Genomic DNA, 21049 nt, shown 5'->3' with positions numbered 1-21049 from the left:
CGCGCGAAATTGCTGAACAGCCCCTACCCGTACGCCTACCGTGGTCAGCGTGAGCAGCAGCGGCCTCATCTATGCAGTCATCGTGGGGGCCTGGGCTGCCTACTTGGTGCCGATGTGGCTCCGTAGGCAGGACGAGCTGAACGAGGCGCGTCCGACGGAACGCTTCAGCACCGCCATCCGGCTGCTGTCCGGACGAGCGGGAATGGAGCGCCGATACGCCAAGGCGCGCGCGGACAATCCTGATGACACCTCCGGCGACGACATGCCGGAAGAGAAGCCCGGCACATCCGCCGATTCGGTGGACGTCCGAGGCCTGGCCATGACCGCGACCGAGGCGGGCAAGAAGGCCGCCCCGAAGTCCCAGCCTCAGCCCCAATCTCAGCCCCAATCTCAGCCCCAGCCTCAGCCCCAGTCTCAGTCCCACCTTCAGCCCCACGCGCGGACCTCCACGGCACGCGCCAAGCTGCTCGCCCGCCGTCGCCGCACCACCACCGTCCTCTTCCTCGCCTTCACCGCCGGCGCCGTCGCTGCTGCGCTCGGAGGCCTCGCCTACCTGTGGGCCCCCGCCGTCCCCGGCATCCTGCTCAGCCTCTACATCCGCCACCTGCGCAGGCAGGAGCGCCGCCGCTTCGAGCAGGCGATGGACCAGCGCCGGGCCGCGGAGGCCGCTCGACGTTCCCGAGAGCGGCCACGCCCTGACGAGGCGGGGACGGCCACTCCCGAACCGGCCGCCCCCGCCGCAGCCCCGGCCCCCTCGCCCCGTACCGCCGACCGCCGTGCGCTCGTCGAGCAGACCGATCACGCGGAATGGGTCGACCAGCAGCACGAGAACGGCACCCCGGACGACGGCTGGGAGCCGGTCCCGGTCCCGCTGCCGACGTACGTCACCGCCCCGGTCGCCCCGCGCACCCCGGGTGCGCTCGACATGAGCACCCCGGACACCTGGAGCTCCGCCCGCTCCAGCGCCGCCGCGGCGTCCGCCGCTCCCACCGACGGCGCCGAGCGCAAGCGCCAGACCCCTGCGTCGTCCCGCCGCAGCACGCCGCTCTTCGACCAGTACGCCGACCCGGACCGCCCCCGCGCCGCCAACGAGTGACCGCCGGCGACCGGCAGCACCCGGGCCGGCGGGCCAGTCCCTGGTCACGACCACTCCGGCCGGGATGCTAGAGTTTTCCTCGTTGCAAGGGCCTGTAGCGCAGTCCGGTAGCGCACCTCGTTCGCATCGAGGGGGTCAGGGGTTCAAATCCCCTCAGGTCCACCTCATACCTCATATCGACCCCGCCAGACATCTGGCGGGGTTTTTGCATACCGGACCACTGCGGGGCGGTATTGGTGACGGCACCGCCCCGATGGTACGGGATCAGGCGTGTACCGCAGCCGCAGTAGACCGAAAAACCGTCCGGGGGAGGACGGAGTCGCTGGTCACGCCGGGAGATGGTGGATATACCTGCCAGCTGCACGAACCGCGGGGTCCGCCTGGGCGGGGCCGCGATCGAGTCTTGAGGAAGAATGGCGTACGAACGGTCGCCGGTTTTCGGGCGTCATGTCGTGAATTCGGCCGGTACGCGCGGAGGCGGCGCATACTGCCTCCTCGGCGACCGCCCTGAAGTGGGCGTCCCCGTCCGCAAGGTCGCGATGACCGCGACCGGCCTGACCACCAGAGTCCGGCACAAGGGCACCTACAAAACCCTTCTGGACGGCGTCAGCCTGAGCCTGGAGTCGAATTCGCTGGTGGCGGTGGTGGGCCCGTCAGGGTCGGGCAAGTCGACGCTGCTGCGGGCGCTGACCGGCTATCAGCCGGCGGACGAGGGCGAGGTGCTCTGCGGCGGGCGGAATCTGTACGAACACTTCGCCGAACTGCGCCGGCGCATCGGTCTGGTGCCGCAGGACGACATCCTGCACACCCAGCTGACGGTGCGCACGGCGCTGCGCTACGCGGCCAGGCTGCGCTTCCCGCGTGACACCTCGCAGGCGGAACGGGACCGGCGGGTGGAGGAGGTGCTGGACGAGCTGGGGCTTGCGCACCGGGCGGACAACCGCGTCACCGCGCTGTCGGGCGGCCAGCGCAAGCGAGTGTCGGTGGCGTTGGAGCTACTGACCAAGCCGTCGCTGCTGTTTCTCGACGAGCCGACCTCGGGCCTCGACCCGGGGCTCGACCGGCAGGTGATGCAGATGCTGCGTGATCTTGCCGACGACGGGCGCACGGTGGTGGTCTCCACGCACAGCGTGGCCAATCTGGGGCTGTGCGACCGGCTGCTGGTGCTGGCGCCGGGCGGGCGGGCGGCGTACTTCGGGCCGCCCGGGGAGGCGCTGGCGTTCTTCGGCCGTACCCACTGGGCCGATGTCTTCGAGGACTTCGACCGGCACCCCGAGCGCGAGGCCGAGCCCGAGCCCGTGGTGGCGCGTCGCGACGTGCCCACGCTGGCCGCGCCCGCGGTCTCGGTGATGCAGCGGCCGCCGGCTCCTCAGCGCTGGGGCTCGCAGCTGCTGACGCTGGTGCGGCGCAACTGCTCGGTGATCGCGGCGGATCGCGGGCATGTGTGGCTGATGGTCGCGCTGCCCGTCCTCCTGGGGGTGCTGAGCATGGCAGTGCCCGCGCAGTACGGGTTCCTGCCGGCGAGTCAGGCCGGCGTCGATCTCGCCGCCTGTGCACCGAACTTCAATGCCGACGCGCAGTGCGTGCTGCTGGTCCTGGCTATCGGGGCCTGCCTGACGGGAACGGCCAACTCCGTGCGCGAGCTGGTCCAGGAGCGGGTGATCTACCAACGCGAGCGCGCCACCGGCCTGTCCCGGTCCGCGTACGTCGTCTCGAAGATCGTCGTCCTGGGCGCGATCACGGCCGTGCAGGGGCTCGTCGTTGCGGGGATCGGGCTGTGGGGACGCCGGCTGCCGGGGCACGGGTTGGTGATCTCCTCGTCCGTGGCCGAGTTGGTCGCGGTCGTGGTGGTGCTCGCGGTCACCTCGATGATGCTCGGGCTGATCATCTCCGCGCTCGTGCGCACCGCGGAGAAGACGATGCCGCTGCTGGTGCTGGCCACGCTGGTCCAGGTGATGTGCAGCGGGGCGGTCTTCCCGCTGTTCAACCAGGCGGGTCTGGCCCAGCTGTCGTGGCTCTCGCCGTCGCGCTGGGCCGTCGCCGCTCAGGCCGCCACCATCGATCTCTCCCGCATCGGGCCGCCGGCCGAGGCCGGCCGGCCGGGCCTGGTGGATCCGCTGTGGACGCACACGGCGGCCCAGTGGGGGCTGGACGTCGGTGTGCTCGTGGCGCTCGGTGTGGCCGGCGTCGCCGTTGTCACCGTGCTGTTGCGGCGCCATGAGCCGGTGGTCATGCGCAGGCGGTGACCGCCGCGGTGAGTGCGGAGGCGAGGTCGGCGCGCAGGTCGTCGGGTGATTCGAGGCCGACGGACAGGCGCAGCACGGCCGCCTGCGGTTTGGCGTCGGGGGCGACCGGCCGGTGGGTGAGGGAGGCCGGGTGCTGGATGAGGGTGTCGACGCCTCCCAGGGAGACCGCGTGGGTGATGAGGCGGCAGGCGCCCGCGACCTTTGCGGCGGCGTCGTAGCCGTCGGCCATCTCGAAGGCGAGTACGGCGCCCGGGCCGGACATTTGACGGCCTATCAGTTGCAGCGGGTCGCACTCGGGCAGTTCCGGGTAGTGCACGGCGCTCACCGCGGGCTGGGCCTGCAGCCAGGCGGCGAGCTTGCCCGCCGTGTCGCTCGCCGCCCGCATCCGCACCGGCAGCGTCTGCAGGCCGCGGTGGAGGAGGTAGGCGGCGAGCGGGTGCAGGATGCCGCCGGTCACCGCGCGGACCTGGCGGAGCCTCGACGCCCAGGTGGCGTCGGTGGCGACGGCACCGGCGAGTACGTCGCCGTGCCCGCCGATGAACTTCGTCGCGCTGTGCAGCACCAGCGTCGCTCCCCAGCGGACGGGCTGCTGCAGTACGGGGGTGGCGAAGGTGTTGTCGACGAGCACCGGTACGTCGCCGGCCTGGCGGGCGACGTCGGCGAGGTCGATCAGGTCGAGTGTGGGGTTGCCGGGGGTCTCGACGATCACCAGTCCGGTGTCCGGGCGCAGCGCGTCGGCGATCGTGCCGGGCTGGGCCCAGGTGACGGTGGTGCCGAGCAGTCCGGTCGCGAGCAGGTGGTCCGAGCCGCCGTACAGCGGCCGTACGGCGACAACGTGGCGCTTGCCCTCGGCCGCCGCGGCGAGCAGACAGGCGGTGAGTGCGGCCATGCCCGAGGAGAAGGCGACGGCCTGCTCGCACTCTTCCAGCTCCGCGAGCGCCTCTTCGAACCGGCCCACGGTCGGGTTCCACAGCCGCTGGTAGACGTGGCTGCCGCCGGCTGTGGGGAGCCCTCCGGTGGCGAGGGCCTCGTACGAGTCGCCGCCGGTGGTGACGTCCGGCAGCGGATAGGTGGTGGACAGGTCGAGGGGTGGCACGTGCACGCCCAGTCGTACGAGGTCGTCGCGGCCGGCGTGGACGGCACGGGTGTCGGCGCTGCTCATGGCACTCCCGGTGGGTCGGGCAGGGGCGCGGGGCGCGGGTCTCGCGTTCGCGTGGGCTGCCAATGTCGACGCCAAGGATGAACTTTGCGAGTGCCATTGGAAAGCAGGCCGAACGGTATTCGGAAGATGCCCGTAATGGCTTGCTGATGCTCGGCAATCGGGGCGATGCTGTGGGCTGTGCCGAAGATTCCACAGCCGCCCCTGGACGAGGTCGACCGGTCGATCGTCCGGGTGCTCGCACAGAATGCCCGGATTGCGAATAATGCCCTGGCGGACGAGGTGGGCGTGGCCGCGTCGACGTGCCTGGCGCGGGTGCGGTCGCTGCGCGACCGCGGCGTGATCCGCGGCTTCCAGGCCGACGTCGATCTGTCGGCACTGGGGATGCCGCTTCAGGCGATGATCTCGGTGCGGTTGCGCGCGCACACCCGGGAGCAGAACGAGAGCTTCCGCAGTGTGGCGCCGGGGCTGCCGGGAGTGCTCGAGGTCTTTCACATGGCCGGCTCGGACGACTATCTGCTGCATGTCGCCGTTGCCGACTCCGATGCGCTGCGCGATTTCGTCGTGGACCATTTGACGACCCACCCCGCCGTGGGCCAGACCCAGACCAATCTGATCTTCGAACGGATGGCGGGCAGCCGCTTCCCCGAGCCCGGACGGTGACGCGCCCGCGGGCGCACCGTGGTGGAATTCGTCACGGTCCGTGAGGCTCTTGGGCGCTTAGGATCGGATGACGCGCGCCACGTGCGGGAACCGTGCGGGGGGATGCGTGCGTATTTACAGACGCGTGCCTCTTTCATCCCGAGGTGCGATGCGGGGGCGTACGACGGAGACGGAAGGGGTCCCCGTGGATCTTCTCGATCTGCTGCTGATCCTGGCAGCGCTCGGCTACGCCGCGTCGGGTTACCGGCGCGGTCTCGTGGCCGGGTGCATTTCGCTTGCCGGGTTCCTCGGCGGCGCGGTCATCGGTGTCTGGCTGCTGCCGTATGTGCTGCGTCCCTTCACCGCCGGGACCTCCACCGCCGCCGTCGTCGCGCTGCTCTCCGTGCTCGTTCCCGCCTGCATCGGACATGCGCTGGCGAGCGGGCTCGCCTGGAAGGTGCGGCAGGGGCTGAACTGGGGGCCGGTGCGCTGGGTGGACGGGCTCGGTGGCGCCGCGGCGGCCGTCGTCGCGCTGCTCGCGGTGGCGTGGCTGATGGCGAGCGTGCTCGTCACGGCGCCGATCCCCGCGCTGAGCAGCCAGATCCGCAACTCGGCGGTGCTCGGCGCCGTCGACAGGGCGTTGCCCGCGCAGACGCCTGCCTGGTTCAGCCGGGCGGACGACGCCCTGTCGGGGGCGGGCTTCCCGCAGGTGTTCAACCCGTTCGAGAACGAGCCGATCACCAGCGTGCCCGCGCCCTCGGGTGACTCGGTGACGCCGGTGGCCACCGCGGCGGCGAAGAGCAGCGTGGTGAAGATCGAGGGCGTCGCGTATGTGAACGGCGGCGAGCGCGGCCAGGAGGGCAGCGGTTTCGTCTACGCGAGCCAGCACGTCATGACCAACGCCCACGTGGTGGCGGGCGTCCGCAATCCGACGGTGCAGGTCGGCGGGGTCGGGGCGCCGTACCCTGCCAAGGTGGTGCTCTTCGACCCCGAGACGGATGTCGCCGTCCTCGACGTGCCGGACCTGTCCACGCCCTCGCTGAAGTTCGCCGGCGTCGCGCAGCGCGGGAACCCCGCGGTCGTCGCCGGGTATCCGCAGGACGGCGGCCTCGATCTGCGCGCGGCCACCGTCGCCAACCGGATCACCGCCAGGGGCCAGGACATCTACGGGGACAACACCACGACCCGGGACGTCTACCAGATACGGTCCGACGTCCGGCCCGGCAACTCCGGCGGCCCGCTGCTCACCACCGACGGCAGGGTCTACGGGGTGGTCTTCGCGCGCTCCACCGCCGACGCGTCCACCGGGTACGTGCTCACTGCCGACCAAGTGGCCTCCGACGCGGCGCAAGGCGCCTATGCGACACAGCCGGTGGACACCGGCGACCGGGCGGCGCTGTGAGCCGCGCTGTGACGAGCCTGGTCAATGACGCTGTGGATGCGCTAGTTATGGAGGTTGCGGAGGCCGCGACAGAACGTCCCTGTGAAGGTGCTGTGGAGATCCAGTGGTAAAAGATATCTGATAATCACAGTATCGTCACTCTTGCTCGGCCGCGCCCGGCCGTCTGAGCCCCGACCCACCCTGCAGGAGAGGCCTGTCACCAGTGCGGCTGTACCGAACCAGCACCCCTGACCGCCCCGACCGACGTTTCGGCGTATGGCCGTTGCTGCTCCTGCTGCTCGCCTGGGCGGTGACGCGTGCCCTGCTCATCCTCGCACTGCACGGCGACTGGAAGTTCCCGGGCACCGACGTCTCGCCCGACGTCTGGCGCATATACCGGGGCTGGTACGAAGTGCTGCGCTCGGGCAGCTTCCCGATCAACGACGTCACCTGGCAGTACCCGCCGGTGGCCGCCGCGGCGATGCTCGCCCCTGCTCTGCTGCCGTTCTTCTCCTACGCCGGCGCGTTCTACGTGCTCGCCTGCGCCTGTGACTTCATCGTCCTCGTCCTGCTGCTGCGCGCGGGCCGGACGAACGGAGGAGGGCTCGCCGGCGCCTGGCTGTGGGTCGTCGGCATGGCGGTACTCGGTCCGATCGTGCTCGCCCGGTACGACGTGATGGTGACCGCGGTCGCGGTGGGCACGCTGCTGGCCGCGGTGCGCCATCCCCGGGTTGCGGGCGTGCTCGCGGCGATCGGCGCGCTGTTCAAGGTCTGGCCGGTGCTTGCGCTGATCGGCGTCGCGCGCGGCCGTGCGACGCGGCGCGCCTGGACGACCGCGGCCGTGGCCGGGGCCGTGATCTGCGGGCTCTTCCTCGCCTTCACCCGTGGCGCGTTCGGCTTCCTCACCGAGCAGAAGGACCGCGGGATAGAGATCGAGTCGGCGGCCGCGCTGCCGTTCCACCTCGCCCGGTACGCAGGCCTGTGGCACGGCACGGACCGGCTCAACTACGGCTCGTTCGAGTTCCTCGGCCCGTATGTGCACACCGTGGCCACGTTGTCGATCGCGGTCACCGCGCTCGCCTTCGCCTGGCTGGTGTGGTGGCGCATCAAGGCCCGGGTCTTCACCACGGCCGTGCTCTTCGACGCCGCCTTCACCGCGGTGCTCCTCTTCATCACCACCAGCCGGGTGATCAGCCCCCAGTACATGATCTGGCTACTGGGCCTTGGCGGCCTGTGCCTGGCGACCCGCTCGACGGTCCAGCGCTTTCCCGTGCTGCTGGCGCTCGTCGCGTGCGTCTTCACCGTGCTGGAGTTCCCGATCGGCTTCGGCCACGTCATCAACAGCGACGGGCCCGGCCTGGTGCTGATGCTCTCCCGCAACGGCCTGCTCGTGGCCGCGTCCTTCTCGGCCTGCCGTAGCCTGTGGCGCTCGTCGGTTCCCACGAGCAGCGCCGCGGTCCCGCACGCCCGCACACGGGAGGACGAACCGGCCCTGTCCGGCTGATGCCCGTCACGAAGTGCTCCGCTCCAGGGCCCGGCCCATCATTTGCCCAAAGCCGGGTCGCGCGGCGTGGCGATGCCGCTACGGTGAGTCGGGGGTGACGTAGCACAGGAGGACGGCAATGGAGTACGTGGGACCCGGGGGCGACGGCCATGGGCGCGTGCACGACGCGACGCCCGCCGAGCACCTGGACGCGCTGGTCGCACGGGCGCAGAACGGGTTCGAGCTCGACGACGCGATCACCTCCCGCCTGGGCTACGCGGTCGCCTGGTCGTCCGAGCTGCAGTCGTTCTGGGGCGCCGGCGACCCGCAGCGCCCTCCCGAGCGCAGCACCTACCGCCACGTCTTCCTGCTTGCCGACGGCGGCAGCGAGACGGTATGGGAGCTGGAGTACACCAAGCCGGACGAGCCCGGACAGTGGTACGAGATCTATACCGACGCCGACGCGCTCGAACAGGCTCAGCGCCGGGTCAACGAGCTGATCGCGGGTCCCGGATTCTCCGACCCCGAGTTCGAACCCTGGCCCGCGGAGCTGGACTTGGAATGCATCATCGGCAACGGGCAGACGGAGTGGCCGCGCCGGTACGTCGAGGACGGCGAGGGCTCGGCCGACCACGCCCGCCGGGTGCTGCGCAGGGCCGAAAACCACGACATCCCTGATGAGTTGACGCAGCGTCGGCTGCGCGGCGCCCGCGCGCACGACATCCGGATCCTGCCGCACCGCCCCACCCACCCCAGCGGGCGCGGCGTGTGGTGGCGGATGTACGAGCACGCCTTCCTGCTGGAGAACGGCGACGAGGTCGTGCTGTGGGAGCTGGAGCACAACATGACGCCCGGCCGCCGGCTGGTCTGCGAGGTGTACGCGGACGAGGAGGCGGCGGAGCGGGCCGCGCAGCGGCACTCGCAGCCGCACCGCTGAGCTGCCGCCCACCCGGTCAGTCGGGCCGCCCCTCGTCGAGGCCGTGTGCGTGCTGCTGCAGCCATGCGTCGAGCTCGGCGCGGACCCTGCGGTCCATGGCCATCGACAGCTCGGCCTCGACAACGGTCTTCGCCAGCGGGTGCAGCCGGTCGAGCCGCTCCGCGAGCCGCGTGGCCTCCCCCTGTTCCAAAGCGGCGTCCGCGGCGACGGCATCGACGACATGGGTACGAATCAGCGTCGTGAACAGATCGGCGAGCGCGTCGACATGTGCGCGGACCTCACGCCCCGCGGCGAGCACCGCCGAGAGCGGCACACCCTCCCGTACCAGCGCCGCCGAGGCGTCGAGCAGCCGGCGGCTGACGTGCACGACGTGTTCGCCGTCCGCTTCGATCGCGATGTAGCCGATGTCGAGGGCCTCGGCGAGATTCTCCGCGCTGACCTCGGAGCCGAAGGAGTCGGCCAGCTCCTCCGCCGTGAGGCGCACGGGTGCCTCCTCGGACCACGGGGTGGAGATCGCGCTCTCCAGGCCGAGCACCTCGCCGACGTCGCGCCCGTTCTCCCAGGCGGCGATCAGGTCGGCGATGCCCCCGAGAGTGTGCCCGCGTTCCAGCAGGGCCGCGATGGTCCGGAGCCGGGCGAGATGGGACTCGGAGTACCAGGCGATGCGGCCTTCGCGGCGCGGCGGTGGCAGCAATTTGCGCTCGCGGTAGAAGCGCAGCGTGCGCACGCTGATCCCGGCCTCCTTGGCGAGCTCGGCCGTCCGGTATTCGCCTCGCGCGTGGTGCTGCGCCGCGTCGGTTTGCCTCTGCTCCGCCAGATCTGCCAGGTCCGCCACGTCGGCCAGCTTACGTCCCGGCCCTCGGGGACCGGGATCGGTGCCGCCGCCCCCCTACCGCTGGTAACGCCCGTGGTCTACCCTCCGGACTATGCCAGTGATTGCTGGCGCGATTGAGTGGTCATGGCGGACCGGTGGATCGGGAGGCGACGGCATGGGCAGCGCAGTCAGCAGGGAGCGCGGCGGGGAGGCACAACCGGAGCAACCGGAGCACGTGCGGGTGGCGGTGATCGGCACGGGCTTCGGCGGGCTCGGCATGGGCGTCCAGCTCAGGCGCGAGGGGATCACCGACTTCGTGATCCTGGAACGGGCGGACGCCGTCGGCGGCACCTGGCGGGACAACAGCTACCCCGGCTGCTGCTGCGACGTGCCCTCGCACCTGTACTCGTTCTCCTTCGCCCCCAACGCCGAATGGCCCCGCACCTTCTCCGGCCAGCCGCACATCCGCTCCTACCTGGAGCAGGTCACCGACACCTTCCGGCTGCGGCCGCACATCCGGTTCAACTCCGAGGTGCGCAGCGCCCGGTGGGACGCCGAGGCGGCGCACTGGTCGCTCACCACGGCACAGGGCGACCTCACCGCCGACGTGGTGATCTCGGCGGCGGGACCGCTCTCGGACCCGCAGATCCCCGACATCCCGGGGCTCGACGACTTCCCGGGGCGCGTCTTCCACTCCGGGCGCTGGGACCACGACTACGACCTGAAGGGCAAGCGCGTCGCGGTGGTCGGCACCGGCGCCTCCGCCATCCAGATCATCCCGTCGATCCAGCCCGAGGTGAAGCGGCTGACCGTGCTGCAGCGCACCCCGCCGTGGGTGATGCCGCGCATGGACCGCGGCATCAACGCCGTCGAGCGCTGGCTGCACGGCAGGATCCCCGCCACCCACAAGGCGCGCCGCGGGCTGCTCTGGCTGATCCGGGAGTTCCAGGTCGGTGCGTTCGTCAAGCGGCCGCAGATGATGAAGGCCGCCGAACAGCTCGCCAAGTCCCATTTGCACAAGGCGATCAAGGACCCCGAGCTGCGGGCCAAACTCACCCCCGACTACACCATCGGCTGCAAGCGCATCCTGCTCTCCAACGACTACTATCCGGCGCTCGCCCAGCCCAACACCGAGCTCGTCTCCTCGGCGCTGAAGGAGGTACGCGGCTCGACGATCGTGGCCGCGGACGGCATCGAGCGCGAGGTCGACGCGATCATCTTCGGCACCGGCTTCCACGTCACCGACATGCCGATCGGCGACCGCATCCACGGCGCCGACGGGCGGAGCCTCGCCGAGCACTGGAAGGACGGCATGGCCGCGCTGCGCGGCAGCACCATCGACGGCTTCCCCAACCTGCTGCTGATCATCGGGCCCAACACCGGCCTCGGCAACAGCTCCATGATCCTCATGATCGAGTCCGGGGCGAACTACGCCATCGACTACCTGCGCGCCCTCGACCGGCTCGGCGCCGCCGCGCTCGACGCGCGGCCGCAGGCGGTGCAGGCATGGAACGACGAGGTGCAGCGCCGCATGCAGCGCACCGTGTGGAAGACGGGCGGCTGCCACAGCTGGTACCTGGACGCCAATGGCCGGAACACGACGTTGTGGCCGGGCACGACGGGTGAGTTCCGCCGGGCCACCCGGCGCGTGGACCTCAATGAGTACGACGTCCTGCGCGTTCCGGCGCGCGCTCCCCAGACCGAGGAGGTGGCGGCGTGAGTCCCACGGGAATGAGCCGCTATGAACCGCCCGTCCCGCGCCGGACGACGTATGTCACATCGGCCGACGGCATCCGCATCCACGTCGAGGAGCACGGCCCGCAGGACGCGCCGACCGTGGTGCTCAGTCACGGCTGGACCTGCTCGACGCTGTTCTGGGCCCCGGTGATCCGCGGGCTCGCCGACGACCTGCGTGTCATCGCCTACGACCAGCGCGGCCACGGCCGCAGCACGACACCGGCCAATTCGTACGGCTACACCACCGACGCTCTCGCCGACGACCTGTGCGTGGTGCTTGACGCCGAGGTGCCCGCGAGCGGGCGGGCCGTGCTCGCCGGCCACTCGATGGGCGGCATGACGCTGATGGCGGCAGCCGCCCGCCCCGCGCTGCAGGAGCGGGCCGCCGCCGCGCTGCTGTGCAGCACGGGCGGTTCGGGGCTGGTCGACGAATCGCGGCTGCTGCCGCCGTGGGTGAAGTCCCAGCGGATCCAGGCCGGGTTCGACCGCTTCCTGCTGCACTCGCGGATGCCGCTAGGCCCGGTGAATCCGCTGGGGAACGCGGCCCTGAAGTACGGGATCATGGGCGCCGGTTCGACGAAGGAGCAGGTGCGTGCGGCTGCCCGCATCGTGCACGCGTGCAAGCCGGCGCCGCGCGCCGGATGGGGCCGGGTGCTGGAGACGCTCGACCTCGATGCGGGCATCGACGCGCTCACCATGCCCACCGCCGTCATCGTCGGCACCGCCGACAAACTCACCCCGCCGGTCCACGCCCATCGCATGGCGGCGCGACTGCCCAACTGCACGGGGCTGACCGAGCTGGCGGGCCTCGGGCACATGACCCCGCTGGAGGACCCCGACGCGCTCGTGGACGTCATCCGCGGCCTGGTACGCGATCATCTCGGCGACGAGCGGACACAGGAGAGCAGGACGGTATGAGCAACAAGTCACTGGGCGCGTTGGACGGGCAGGTCGTGGTGGTCACCGGCGCCGCCCGCGGGGTCGGGGCGCTGCTCGCCCGCAAACTCGCAGCGCACGGCGCCCGCCTTGCGCTCGTGGGCCTGGAGCCTGCCGAACTCGCCGAGGTCGCCGAGGAGGTGGGCGGCGCCTCCTGGGAGGCGGACGTGACCGACCGGGAGGCGATGGCGCGGATCGCGGGCGAGATCAGCGAGCGGTACGGGCGGATCGACGTCGTCGTCGCCAACGCAGGCATCGCCACCGGCGGTCCCTTCCTCGCCTCCGACGCCGCCGCCTTCGACCGGGTCATCGAGGTGAACCTGCTGGGCAGCGTGGCGACCGCACGCGCCTTCCTGCCCGCACTCGTCGCCTCGCGCGGCTACTACCTGCAGATCGCCTCGCTCGCCGCGATCACCCCGGCGCCGATGATGGCCGCGTACTGCGCGAGCAAGGCAGGCGTCGAGGCGTTCGCGCACAGCCTGCGCGCCGAGGTCGGCTACCAGGGCGTGAAGGTCGGTGTCGGCTACCTGAGTTGGACCGACACCGACATGGTGCGCGGTGCCGACCAGGACGATGTGCTGCGCGAGCTGCGCGCCAGGCTGCCCTGGCCGGCCAACCGCACCTATCCGCTCGCGCCCGCCGTCGACCGCATCGTCGCCGGCATCGCGCGCCGCGCCCCGCACGTCTACGCGCAGTGGTGGCTGCGCGGCATGCAGTCCGTGCGCGGCTATCTGCCGTCGGTCATCGGCACGGTGGGGCAGCGGGAGATGCGGCGCGCAGAGCCGCGACTGCGCGAGACGGCGGATGTGCGGCGCGGCCTCGTGGGGGCCGGCGGGCAGGCCGACGAGGCGGCTCGTAAAGCGCCCAAACCATCCTGACCTGGGCGTTCGTTGCTCGATGACGCGCGGTGACGATTCAAGATGCGCTGTCCGGAAGGCCGTGTTTGTCTGATGGAGGCCCATTCCCCGACACCCTCTGAGGAGTGATCATGGGCAGGCAGGACGACTTCCAGTACAACGACGACGCGCAGTCCGACTACGAGCTGTCGGACGAGGAGCTGCGTCAGCGCGCCCGCGACCAGCGCAGGCGGAGCCAGGAGCCGCAGGGGGTCCCCCCGCGGAGCAGGGAGAGGTCAGCCCAGGGGGAGGACGTGGAAGAGCCGGGTGCGTTCCCCGACGATCAGGAGCTGCCGTCGGACGACATGGACGACCGCTTCTGACGCGAGCGACGCCAATGGGCGTCGTACCGCCGCGACATCGCCGCGACATCGCCGCGAACGACCGTGACTCACGCGGTGGCCGCTCGGCGCGTACGCAGCCGAGGTGACGAAGGGCGCATCCCCCCACGGGTGCGCCCTTCGTTCGTGTCGGTTCCGCCCTGCCGGAACCGACCTGATTCCGTCCTGCACTCCGTCCTGCTTGCTGGTCCGGAATCAGCCCGGGTGCGCCAGATCCACTCCAAGGCCATTCCAAGCGGGGAGGCTTGAATGCGAGCGGGGGATCCGACGCCTATAGGACTATGCCGGACGGTCATGACTGCCCGCTGACCCGCGGCTGACTCGGCTCTGAATCCGCATGTCACAGGCGTGATCGCAGCCCTGCTCGGACGCCCGCGGAGCCCCGGACGGGACTTCTTCCGCCATGGGTGGCGCAAAACACAGGGTTTTCACCGCATCCACACAAGGCAGGATGGATCCGGATGCGGACTCATCCGGTGGGGACTCATATGACAGACGCTGTGTACTTCGGGCTGCTCGGGCCGCTGGAGATCCGGTACGCCGGGCGGACGGTGCCGCTCCAGGCCGGGCGCCAACGCGCCGTGCTCGCATTGATGCTGCTCCAGCCCGGCCACGAGGTCACCGCTCAGAGCTTCATCAAGTATCTGTGGGACGGCGAGCCTCCGGCCGGGGCCCGCAACACCGTGCAGGCGTACGTCGCCCGGCTGCGCCGCACGCTGCGCGAGTCCACCGGCAGCGACACGGCGATCCGCACCGGATCCACCGGGTACGCGCTCGCCGCAGCCGACGAGGCCGTCGACCTCACCCGCTTCCGCAGCCTCGCCTCCGCCGCGGAGCGGCACCTGGCACGTGGTCAGCTCGCGGCCGCATCCCATCAATTGCGCGATGCCCTCGGGCTGTGGCGCGGATCGGCACTGCAGGACGTCCTCTGCGACCTGCTGCAGCGCGACGAAGCGCCCGCGCTGGAGGAGGAACGGCTGCACGTCGTCGAGCGGCTCTGCGACATCGACCTCACCCGTGGCGGACCCGGAAGCCCCGCCGCCGCGCTGTCGCTGTTGCGGCCCGTCATCGCCGAACGGCCGCTGCACGAACGGCCCTGGTGCCAGCTGATCGCCGCCTTGTACCGGTGCGGGCGGCGCGCCGAGGCGCTCTCGGCCTACCACGACGTCGCCCGGCTGCTCTACGCCGAGCTCGGCGTGGAGCCGGGCCCCGACCTGCGCGCCGTGCACCGCAGCGTGCTCGACGACGTGGACGTCGAGTGGCCGCCGCGCCGCGAACGCGCGACGGTGTGCGGCGCGGCCCCGGTGCACGACGCCTGGAGCGAGCCGCGCCAACTGCCCGGCGGCCCCCCGGAGGTGGCGGGCCGCGACGCCGAGGCCGACCGGGCCGTCAGGCGGCTGACCACGCCACCGGCCGCCGGGACGGTGCCCATCGTCGTGGTCACCGGCGCCCCCGGCAGCGGCAAGACCGCACTGGCCGTACGCGTCGCCCGCAGCCTGGCCGACCGCTTCCCCGACGGCCAGCTCTTCCTCCCGCTCGCCGACCCGTGCGGCGCCCCCCGTTCCCCCGGCGCGCTGCTCACCGATGCTCTCTACGCCACCGGACAGACCGACGGCGCGCAACCGCCGTGTCCCGCCGCCCAGTCGGCGAGGCTGCGCGCCCGTCTCGCCGGACGGCGGGTGCTGCTCGTCCTTGACGACGCCACCGACGCCGAGCAGGTGATGCCGCTGCTGCCCGGCGAACCCGGCTGCGCCGTCCTGGTTACCGCGCGCACCGAACTTCCGGCGCTCACCGCGTTCCACGGCGCGCACCGCCTCGTCCTCGACGCGCTCAGCCCTCAGGCATCGCTGGCGCTCCTCGGCCAGATCATCGGCGCCGAGCGCATCGCGGCCGAACCGCACGCGGCCGCCGAACTCGCCGCGCTCTGCGGCCACCTGCCGCTCGCGCTGTGCGTCGCAGCCGCCAATCTGGCGGGCCGGCGCTTCACCTCTGTCGGCTCCTACGCAGCCGAACTGCGCACCGGCGACCGCCTGGCGTTGCTCTCCCTGTGCGGCGGTGGCGCGGTGAAGGGCACGTTCGACCGCTCCTACCGGGCGCTGCCCGCCCCCGCCCAGCGGCTGTTCCGGCTGCTCGGCTCCACCCCGCTGCCCGAGGTGACCACCAAGGACGCCGCGGTGCTCGCCGGCCTGGCCGAGCGGGAGGCCGAGGAGCACCTGCAGCGCCTCACCGCGGCGCACCTGGCGAGCGAGCACGCGCCCGGTAGCGTGCGGCTGCCCGGCCTGCTGCGGCTGTACGCGGCCGAGCGCGCCCGCGCCGAGGAGGCGCCGTCCGACCTGAACGCCGCCCGCGCCCGCCTGCTGCGCCGGCAGCTGGTCCCGTTGGTCGGCTGAGGCTGAGGCTGACGGCGCACAGCGCTCGAGATCAGCTGCGCGGCGGCAGCACCGGCCGGGAGCGGTCGGGGCGGTCGCTGAGATCGGGCGGGGTGGCTGCCGGGTGGCTCTCCAGCAGGTCGAGCGCGACCCGTACGGCGGCGGCGAGCACCGAGTTGCGTCCCTCGGCCCAGTCGAGCGGGGTGCGCAGCGCCTCGATGTCCGGTTCGATCCCCGAGTTCTCCACCTGCCACCCGTAGGCGTCGAACCAGGCCGCGTTCATGGGCACGGTGATGACCGTCCCGTCGCCGAGCCGGTGGCGACCCGTCATGCCGACCACCCCGCCCCAGGTGCGGGTGCCGACGACAGGGCCGAGGCCGAGCAGCCGGAAGGCGGCGGTGATCATGTCCCCGTCGGACGATGTCGCCTCGTCGGCGACGGCGACGATCGGCCCGCGCGGTGCGTTGCTGGTGTAGCTGACCGGCTGCGCGCCGCGCGTCACGTCCCACCCCAGGATGGAGCGGGTCAGCTTCTCCATCACCAGCTCGCTGATGTTGCCACCCGCGTTGCCGCGCACGTCCACGATCAGCGCAGGCAGTGACACCTCCGACCGCAGATCGCGGTTGAACTGCGCCCAGCCGGAACCGCCCATGTCGGGGATGTGCAGATAGCCGCACCGGCCGCCGCTCAACTCCCGTACCACGGCGCGCCGCCGGGCCACCCAGTCCTGGTAACGGAGCGGCCGCTCGTCGATGAGCGGCTGGACGGCGACGCGGCGCGGATGCCCGTTGCCCACGGCCGCGCCCGCCGGCTTGGTGAAGGTGAGCTCGACCGTTGTCCCGCCCGCCCCCGCGAGCAGCGGATACGGCCCCGCCACCGGATCGACGGGACGGCCGTCGACATGGGTGAGCACCGCACCATCCCGGATCCCGGTGCCGGCGAGCGGGGAACGCGCCTTGGGGTCGGAGGACTCGCCCGGCAGGATCCGGCTCACCACCCAGGAACCGTCCTTGTGGTGGCAGAAGTTGACGCCGAGCAGCCCGATCGGGCGCTGGTAGTGCGGCGGGCCCTCGTTGCGCCGCGCCGCCGTGCAGTACGCGTGCGAGGTACCGAGCTCGCCGAGCACCTCACGCAGTAGATCGGCGAACTCCTCGGGGGACGCCACCCGTTCGACCATCGGACGGTACTGGTCCATGATCGCGTCCCAGTCGATCCCGCACATGTCCGGGGACCAGAAGTAGTCGCGGATGATCCGCCCGGCCTCCGCATACGCCTGCCGCCACTCGGCCGCAGGGTCGACCTCGTGCAGGATCCGCCGCAGGTCGAGGATGACCGTCGTGTCGTCGTCACCCCGCTCGTAGGCCGGCACCACCGCGAGATCGCCGTCGTCGTAGACGACGAGACGGCTGCCGTCCCCGCTGACCACGTACCAGTCCATGTGGTGGACGAGCTCGGTCCGCCGCGACTTCGCCAGGTTGAAGAATTCGAGAGAGGGGCGCGGGGAGGGGTCGGTCGGGTTGGCGAACGTCTCGCCGAGCGCACCGGAGATCGGCCAGCGCAACCAGACGAGACCGCCGCGCACGGCGGAGAGCGAGGAGTACTTCGACGCCGCTACGGGGAAGGGGGTCACCCGGCTCGCCAGCCCCTCCGCCTCGACCACCACCGGGCCGCCCGCCCCGTCGAGCGGATCGAGACCGCCGGTGGCCGGGCGGCCCTCGACGGGCAGCGCGAAGGGCGAAGGAGTCGCGGAGTTGAGCGGCACCAGGTGCGGGCGGCAGCCGAGCGGGAAGGACAGATCGCCGGTGTGCACGTCGTAGACGGGGTCGAAGCCGCGCCAGGAGAGGAACGCGAGATAGCGCCCGTCGCGGGTGAAGACCGGCTGCTCGTCCTCGAACCGGCCGTTGGTGACGTCGATGACGGTGGAGTCGGAGAGCCTGGCGATCCTGATCTGGCGCAGGGACCTGCCGATCACCGGGTGCGACCAGCCGAGCCATGCCGAGTCGGGGGAGAAGCACAGATCGCGCACCGGACCGTTGTCGGAGCGGACGAGCTCGGTGACACCGCCCGCGGCCTCCTCCGCGGACTCCTCGCCGCCCTCGCCGAGCCCGGTGGTCACCAGCAGCAGCCGGCCGTCGTGGGAGGCGACGGCGAGCGTCGTACCGTCGGGGGACGACGCCATCTCGTGCACACGGCCGAGCTCGCCGCCGGCGAGCCGGCGCTCCCCGGCGTCGACGGGCGTGTGCGAGAGCGTGCCGGGCCCCGCCGCCGCCCAGCCGAGCCGGCCCGGGTCGGGCCGCCCCGGTGTCGTTCCCAGCCGTGCCGCACCGGGCGGGCGCTCTCCGGCGGCGCGGCTCGTGGCACGCGTGTCCGTGCCGCCCGTGTCCCGGGAGCCGCCCTCGCTCGGGGCGCTGCGCTCCGGGGTGCGTACGGGAGCAGCCTCACGCGCGCCCACCGGCTCGGGCGCCGGAACGGCCCCCGAGGCCGCAGGGGGCACGCCGGGGAACGTTTCGTCCGCGCCGGCCCACACGTCCTCGTCACCCGTCTCCCGTACCGGGAAGCGGGGCGCCGTCGCCCGGCCCGGCAGCGTGGCGAGCTCGATCGCGTCCTCTCCCTCGGCGTCCGTGACGAACGCGACGTGGCCGGTGTCGCCCAGCATCACCGGCAGCCGCACCCGCGCGCCGGGCTGGTCGGTGATCGTACGGGCCGGGCCGTCCCGGTGCGTCAGCCAGTACAGGCTGCCGCGAACGCACACCGCACTCGCCCGGCCGGTCGTGTCGCACGCCAGGCCGGTGAGGTTGGACGCGGCCGGGACCTGGTAGGGGCGGCGCCCGTTGCGCGGGCCTCCGAGCCGTACGTCCAGACGGCGCGGCGTCGCTGCCGGATCCGTCAGGTCCTCGGCGAGCCACAGCTCGCCCGCGCACTGGTAGATCACCCGGGTGCCGTCGGTCGACGCGTGCCGTGCGTAGAACTCCGCGTGATCGGTGTGACGCCGCAGCTGCGAGCCGTCCCTGCGACACGAGTACAGATTCCCCACGCCCTCGTGGTCGGAGAGGAACGCGATCCGCTCACCCACGAACATCGGGCAGTCCAGGTGGCCCTTCAGCTCCGGCAGCAGCCGTGTGCCCTGCAGCCACAGCCGGCCCGTCGCTCCGCCCCGGTAGCGCTTCCAGGCGGCGGGCTCGTGCGGCGGGGTCCCGTTGAGCAGCAGCGTCAGGTGCTCCCCGCCGATGTCGGCGACGGCGATGTAGGAGGCGGGGCCCCACGGCAGCCGCCCGCCGGGCGACCCGTCGGTCGGGACGGCATAGGGGTGCGAGTAGTGCGAGAGCGGCTGGCCGTGCGAGGAGACGGCGAGGATCCGCCCGTCCGGCGTCCAGGAGCACACCCGGGCGTCCGGGCTGCCCCAGTACGTCAGACGCCGCGCCGGGCCGCCGCCCACCGGGGCGAGGTGGATCTCCGGGTCGAGGCTGCGCCAGCTGGTGTAAGCGATGACGGTACCGTCCGGTGAGAAGCGTGGATGCCCCAGGCGCGTACGGTCGGCGGTGACCCGCCAGGCCCGTCCCGGGACCGTACCGGGGGCTGCGAGTGGTGCAAGCCACAGATCGTCCTCGGCGACGAAGCAGAGCAGGTCGCCATGGATGTGGGGGAATCGCAGATATGCGCCGTCCGTCACAACGTCCACGTCATCTGTCACGTTTTCCATGGTTCTGGCCTGATTTGCTGGGGGCAACTTTTAGCGGGGCCGGAGCGGGCCCGGGGCGGGGCACGGGGCGGCCCCGTGCACCATGGAGGGGTTGGCGACTCGGCGGGGAGCAGGGACGGACAGTGATAGAGGTCCACGGAACGGTGGCGGACGGCTTCGAGCCGGTCCGCGACGCGTTCGTAGGAGGCTTCAAGGAGCGCGGTGAGGTGGGCGCCGCGGTGACGCTCCACCGGGAGGGGCGCAGGGTCGTCGATCTGTGGGCCGGAGCCGCCCACGCCGGCGCCCCCGACGAGGGTCCCGCGTGGGCCGAGGACACCGCGCAGATCATCCGCTCCGCGGGCAAGGGGCCGGCCGCGGCCTGCCTTCTCCTGCTCCACCAGCGCGGCCAGCTCGACCTCGACGCGCCTGTCGCCTCGTACTGGCCCGAGTTCAAGGCGGCGGGCAAGGAGCGCGTCCTCGTCCGCGATCTGCTCACCCACCGCGCGGGGGTGCCGGCGCTCGACACCCCGCTCACCGTGGAGCAGGCGCTCGACGGCAGCTCGGGACCGCGTGCGGTGGCCGCGCAGGCCCCCCAGTGGCAGCCGGGCACCGACCACGGCTACCACGCACAGACCTTCAGCTGGCTGCTGGGCGCGCTGGTGCAGCGCGCCACGGGACGCACGCTCGGCGCCTGGTTCGACCAGGAGATCGCGCGCCCCCGCGGGCTCGACCTGTGGATCGGCCTGCCCCACGACCGCCGGCCGCGGGTCGGCCGTGTCGCCGCCGTCGAGGCCCCCGAACCGCCCTCCGCGAAGGGGCTGCGTGCCCGCCCCAAGCCCTCCGTGGTCGCCGCCTACGCCGACCCGCGGTCGCTGACGCGGCGCGCGTTCGGCGCGATACTGCCGCCCGTCGACGAGAACGACCCCGCCTACCAGTCAGCCGAGTTGCCCGCATCCAACGCCGTCGCCACCGCGCGCGGCCTCGCCGGCTTCTACGCCGCGCTCATCGACGGCCTGTTCGCCCCGGCGACGCTCACCACGGCCCGCACCCCTGAGTCCGAGGGCCCGGACCGCGTGCTGGTGGTCAACACCCGTTTCGGCCACGGTTTCATGCTGCACGGCCCGTCCTGCCCGCTGCTCACCCCGGCCTCCTTCGGCCACCCGGGCCGCGGCGGCTCCCTCGGCTTCGCCGACCCCGAAGCAGGCATCGCCTTCGGTTACGTCACCAACGGCCTCCAGCAGTCGGTGACCGCCGACCCCCGCGCCCAGGCCCTGGTACGGGCGGTGCGCAGCTGTCTGTCGTGACGTGCTTGCCGATGGGTGTGCGATTCGTC

15 protein-coding genes and 1 tRNA gene are annotated in these 21049 nt (G+C 72.0%); 13 read left to right on the top strand and 3 right to left on the bottom strand.

Annotated elements, in window-relative coordinates; translation table 11 throughout:
* The first annotated feature begins 49 nt into the window (after positions 1–49).
* The 3 genes from sepX to NGB36_RS08195 all read left to right on the top strand — a co-directional run bounded on the left by sepX (position 50) and on the right by NGB36_RS08195 (position 3342).
* Positions 50–1096: a divisome protein SepX/GlpR gene (gene sepX, locus NGB36_RS08205; RefSeq protein ID WP_255919483.1), complete on the top strand. Its 1047-nt coding sequence runs from the start codon at positions 50–52 to the stop codon at positions 1094–1096.
* Between the two features lie 88 nt (positions 1097–1184).
* Positions 1185–1258, top strand: a tRNA-Ala gene (locus NGB36_RS08200).
* A 350-nt stretch (positions 1259–1608) separates the two neighbouring features.
* Complete coding sequence (locus tag NGB36_RS08195) at positions 1609–3342, top strand: ATP-binding cassette domain-containing protein (protein WP_255919482.1); 1734 nt, start codon at positions 1609–1611, stop codon at positions 3340–3342.
* On the opposite strand, the gene NGB36_RS08190 is transcribed toward NGB36_RS08195, so the two are convergent.
* Positions 3326–4504, bottom strand: coding sequence for a trans-sulfuration enzyme family protein (locus NGB36_RS08190; protein WP_255919481.1), 1179 nt, complete (start codon positions 4502–4504; stop codon positions 3326–3328). The genes NGB36_RS08195 and NGB36_RS08190 overlap by 17 nt on opposite strands.
* Before the next feature lie 177 nt (positions 4505–4681).
* Here NGB36_RS08190 and NGB36_RS08185 point away from each other — a divergent pair, with 177 nt between their 5' ends.
* The 4 genes from NGB36_RS08185 (at position 4682) to NGB36_RS08170 (ending at position 8944) form a co-directional block, all read left to right on the top strand.
* A complete protein-coding gene (locus tag NGB36_RS08185; protein ID WP_255919480.1) occupies positions 4682–5164 on the top strand; it encodes an Lrp/AsnC family transcriptional regulator in 483 nt (160 codons plus the stop codon).
* 184 nt (positions 5165–5348) lie between these two features.
* The gene (locus NGB36_RS08180) at positions 5349–6545 is read left to right on the top strand and encodes a MarP family serine protease (protein ID WP_255919479.1); all 1197 of its coding nucleotides are present in this window, start codon (positions 5349–5351) and stop codon (positions 6543–6545) included.
* Positions 6546–6747: 202 nt separating this feature from the next.
* Positions 6748–8028: a glycosyltransferase 87 family protein gene (locus NGB36_RS08175; protein ID WP_255919478.1), complete on the top strand. Its 1281-nt coding sequence runs from the start codon at positions 6748–6750 to the stop codon at positions 8026–8028.
* A gap of 118 nt (positions 8029–8146) precedes the next feature.
* On the top strand, positions 8147–8944 hold the full coding sequence (locus NGB36_RS08170; protein ID WP_255919477.1) for a DUF6227 family protein: 798 nt from the start codon (positions 8147–8149) through the stop codon (positions 8942–8944).
* Positions 8945–8960: 16 nt separating this feature from the next.
* Here NGB36_RS08170 and NGB36_RS08165 read toward each other — a convergent pair whose 3' ends face one another.
* Positions 8961–9770: a MerR family transcriptional regulator gene (locus NGB36_RS08165; protein WP_255919641.1), complete on the bottom strand. Its 810-nt coding sequence runs from the start codon at positions 9768–9770 to the stop codon at positions 8961–8963.
* Positions 9771–9933: 163 nt separating this feature from the next.
* On the opposite strand from NGB36_RS08165, the gene NGB36_RS08160 reads away from it, so the two are divergent.
* From NGB36_RS08160 to NGB36_RS08140, 5 genes are all read left to right on the top strand, one after another.
* Positions 9934–11478 carry a flavin-containing monooxygenase gene (locus NGB36_RS08160; protein WP_255919476.1) on the top strand — a complete coding sequence of 515 codons (1545 nt, stop codon included), beginning with the start codon at positions 9934–9936 and terminating at the stop codon, positions 11476–11478.
* An 11-nt stretch (positions 11479–11489) separates the two neighbouring features.
* Positions 11490–12413: an alpha/beta fold hydrolase gene (locus tag NGB36_RS08155; protein ID WP_255919640.1), complete on the top strand. Its 924-nt coding sequence runs from the start codon at positions 11490–11492 to the stop codon at positions 12411–12413.
* Positions 12410–13309, top strand: coding sequence for an SDR family oxidoreductase (locus NGB36_RS08150; RefSeq protein WP_255919475.1), 900 nt, complete (start codon positions 12410–12412; stop codon positions 13307–13309). Before NGB36_RS08155 ends, NGB36_RS08150 begins: the two co-directional genes overlap by 4 nt.
* A gap of 110 nt (positions 13310–13419) precedes the next feature.
* Complete coding sequence (locus NGB36_RS08145) at positions 13420–13650, top strand: hypothetical protein (protein ID WP_255919474.1); 231 nt, start codon at positions 13420–13422, stop codon at positions 13648–13650.
* Between the two features lie 506 nt (positions 13651–14156).
* Entirely contained in the window at positions 14157–16058 is a 1902-nt protein-coding gene (locus NGB36_RS08140) for an AfsR/SARP family transcriptional regulator (protein ID WP_255919473.1), read from the top strand.
* A 31-nt stretch (positions 16059–16089) separates the two neighbouring features.
* On the opposite strand, the gene NGB36_RS08135 is transcribed toward NGB36_RS08140, so the two are convergent.
* Complete coding sequence (locus tag NGB36_RS08135; protein WP_255919639.1) at positions 16090–19707, bottom strand: S41 family peptidase; 3618 nt, start codon at positions 19705–19707, stop codon at positions 16090–16092.
* Between the two features lie 152 nt (positions 19708–19859).
* On the opposite strand from NGB36_RS08135, the gene NGB36_RS08130 reads away from it, so the two are divergent.
* Positions 19860–21020, top strand: coding sequence for a serine hydrolase domain-containing protein (locus tag NGB36_RS08130; protein WP_255919472.1), 1161 nt, complete (start codon positions 19860–19862; stop codon positions 21018–21020).
* The last annotated feature ends 29 nt before the right edge of the window (positions 21021–21049 follow it).

The organism is Streptomyces humicola (assembly GCF_024436035.1).
Classification (GTDB): Bacteria; Actinomycetota; Actinomycetes; order Streptomycetales; family Streptomycetaceae; genus Streptantibioticus_B; species Streptantibioticus_B humicola.
The sequence above is the reverse complement of the archived record's forward strand: the minus strand, read 5'-3'. Positions and strand labels throughout refer to the sequence as shown.

What these genes read in the sequence shown, in the direction of transcription:
- NGB36_RS08190 (WP_255919481.1), bottom strand. Translation starts at nt 4,504, where the DNA reads ATGAGCAGCGCCGACACCCGTGCCGTCCACGCCGGCCGCGACGACCTC.
- NGB36_RS08170 (WP_255919477.1), top strand. Translation starts at nt 8,147, where the DNA reads ATGGAGTACGTGGGACCCGGGGGCGACGGCCATGGGCGCGTGCACGAC.
- NGB36_RS08160 (WP_255919476.1), top strand. Translation starts at nt 9,934, where the DNA reads ATGGGCAGCGCAGTCAGCAGGGAGCGCGGCGGGGAGGCACAACCGGAG.
- NGB36_RS08155 (WP_255919640.1), top strand. Translation starts at nt 11,490, where the DNA reads ATGAGCCGCTATGAACCGCCCGTCCCGCGCCGGACGACGTATGTCACA.
- NGB36_RS08150 (WP_255919475.1), top strand. Translation starts at nt 12,410, where the DNA reads ATGAGCAACAAGTCACTGGGCGCGTTGGACGGGCAGGTCGTGGTGGTC.
- NGB36_RS08145 (WP_255919474.1), top strand. Translation starts at nt 13,420, where the DNA reads ATGGGCAGGCAGGACGACTTCCAGTACAACGACGACGCGCAGTCCGAC.
- NGB36_RS08140 (WP_255919473.1), top strand. Translation starts at nt 14,157, where the DNA reads ATGACAGACGCTGTGTACTTCGGGCTGCTCGGGCCGCTGGAGATCCGG.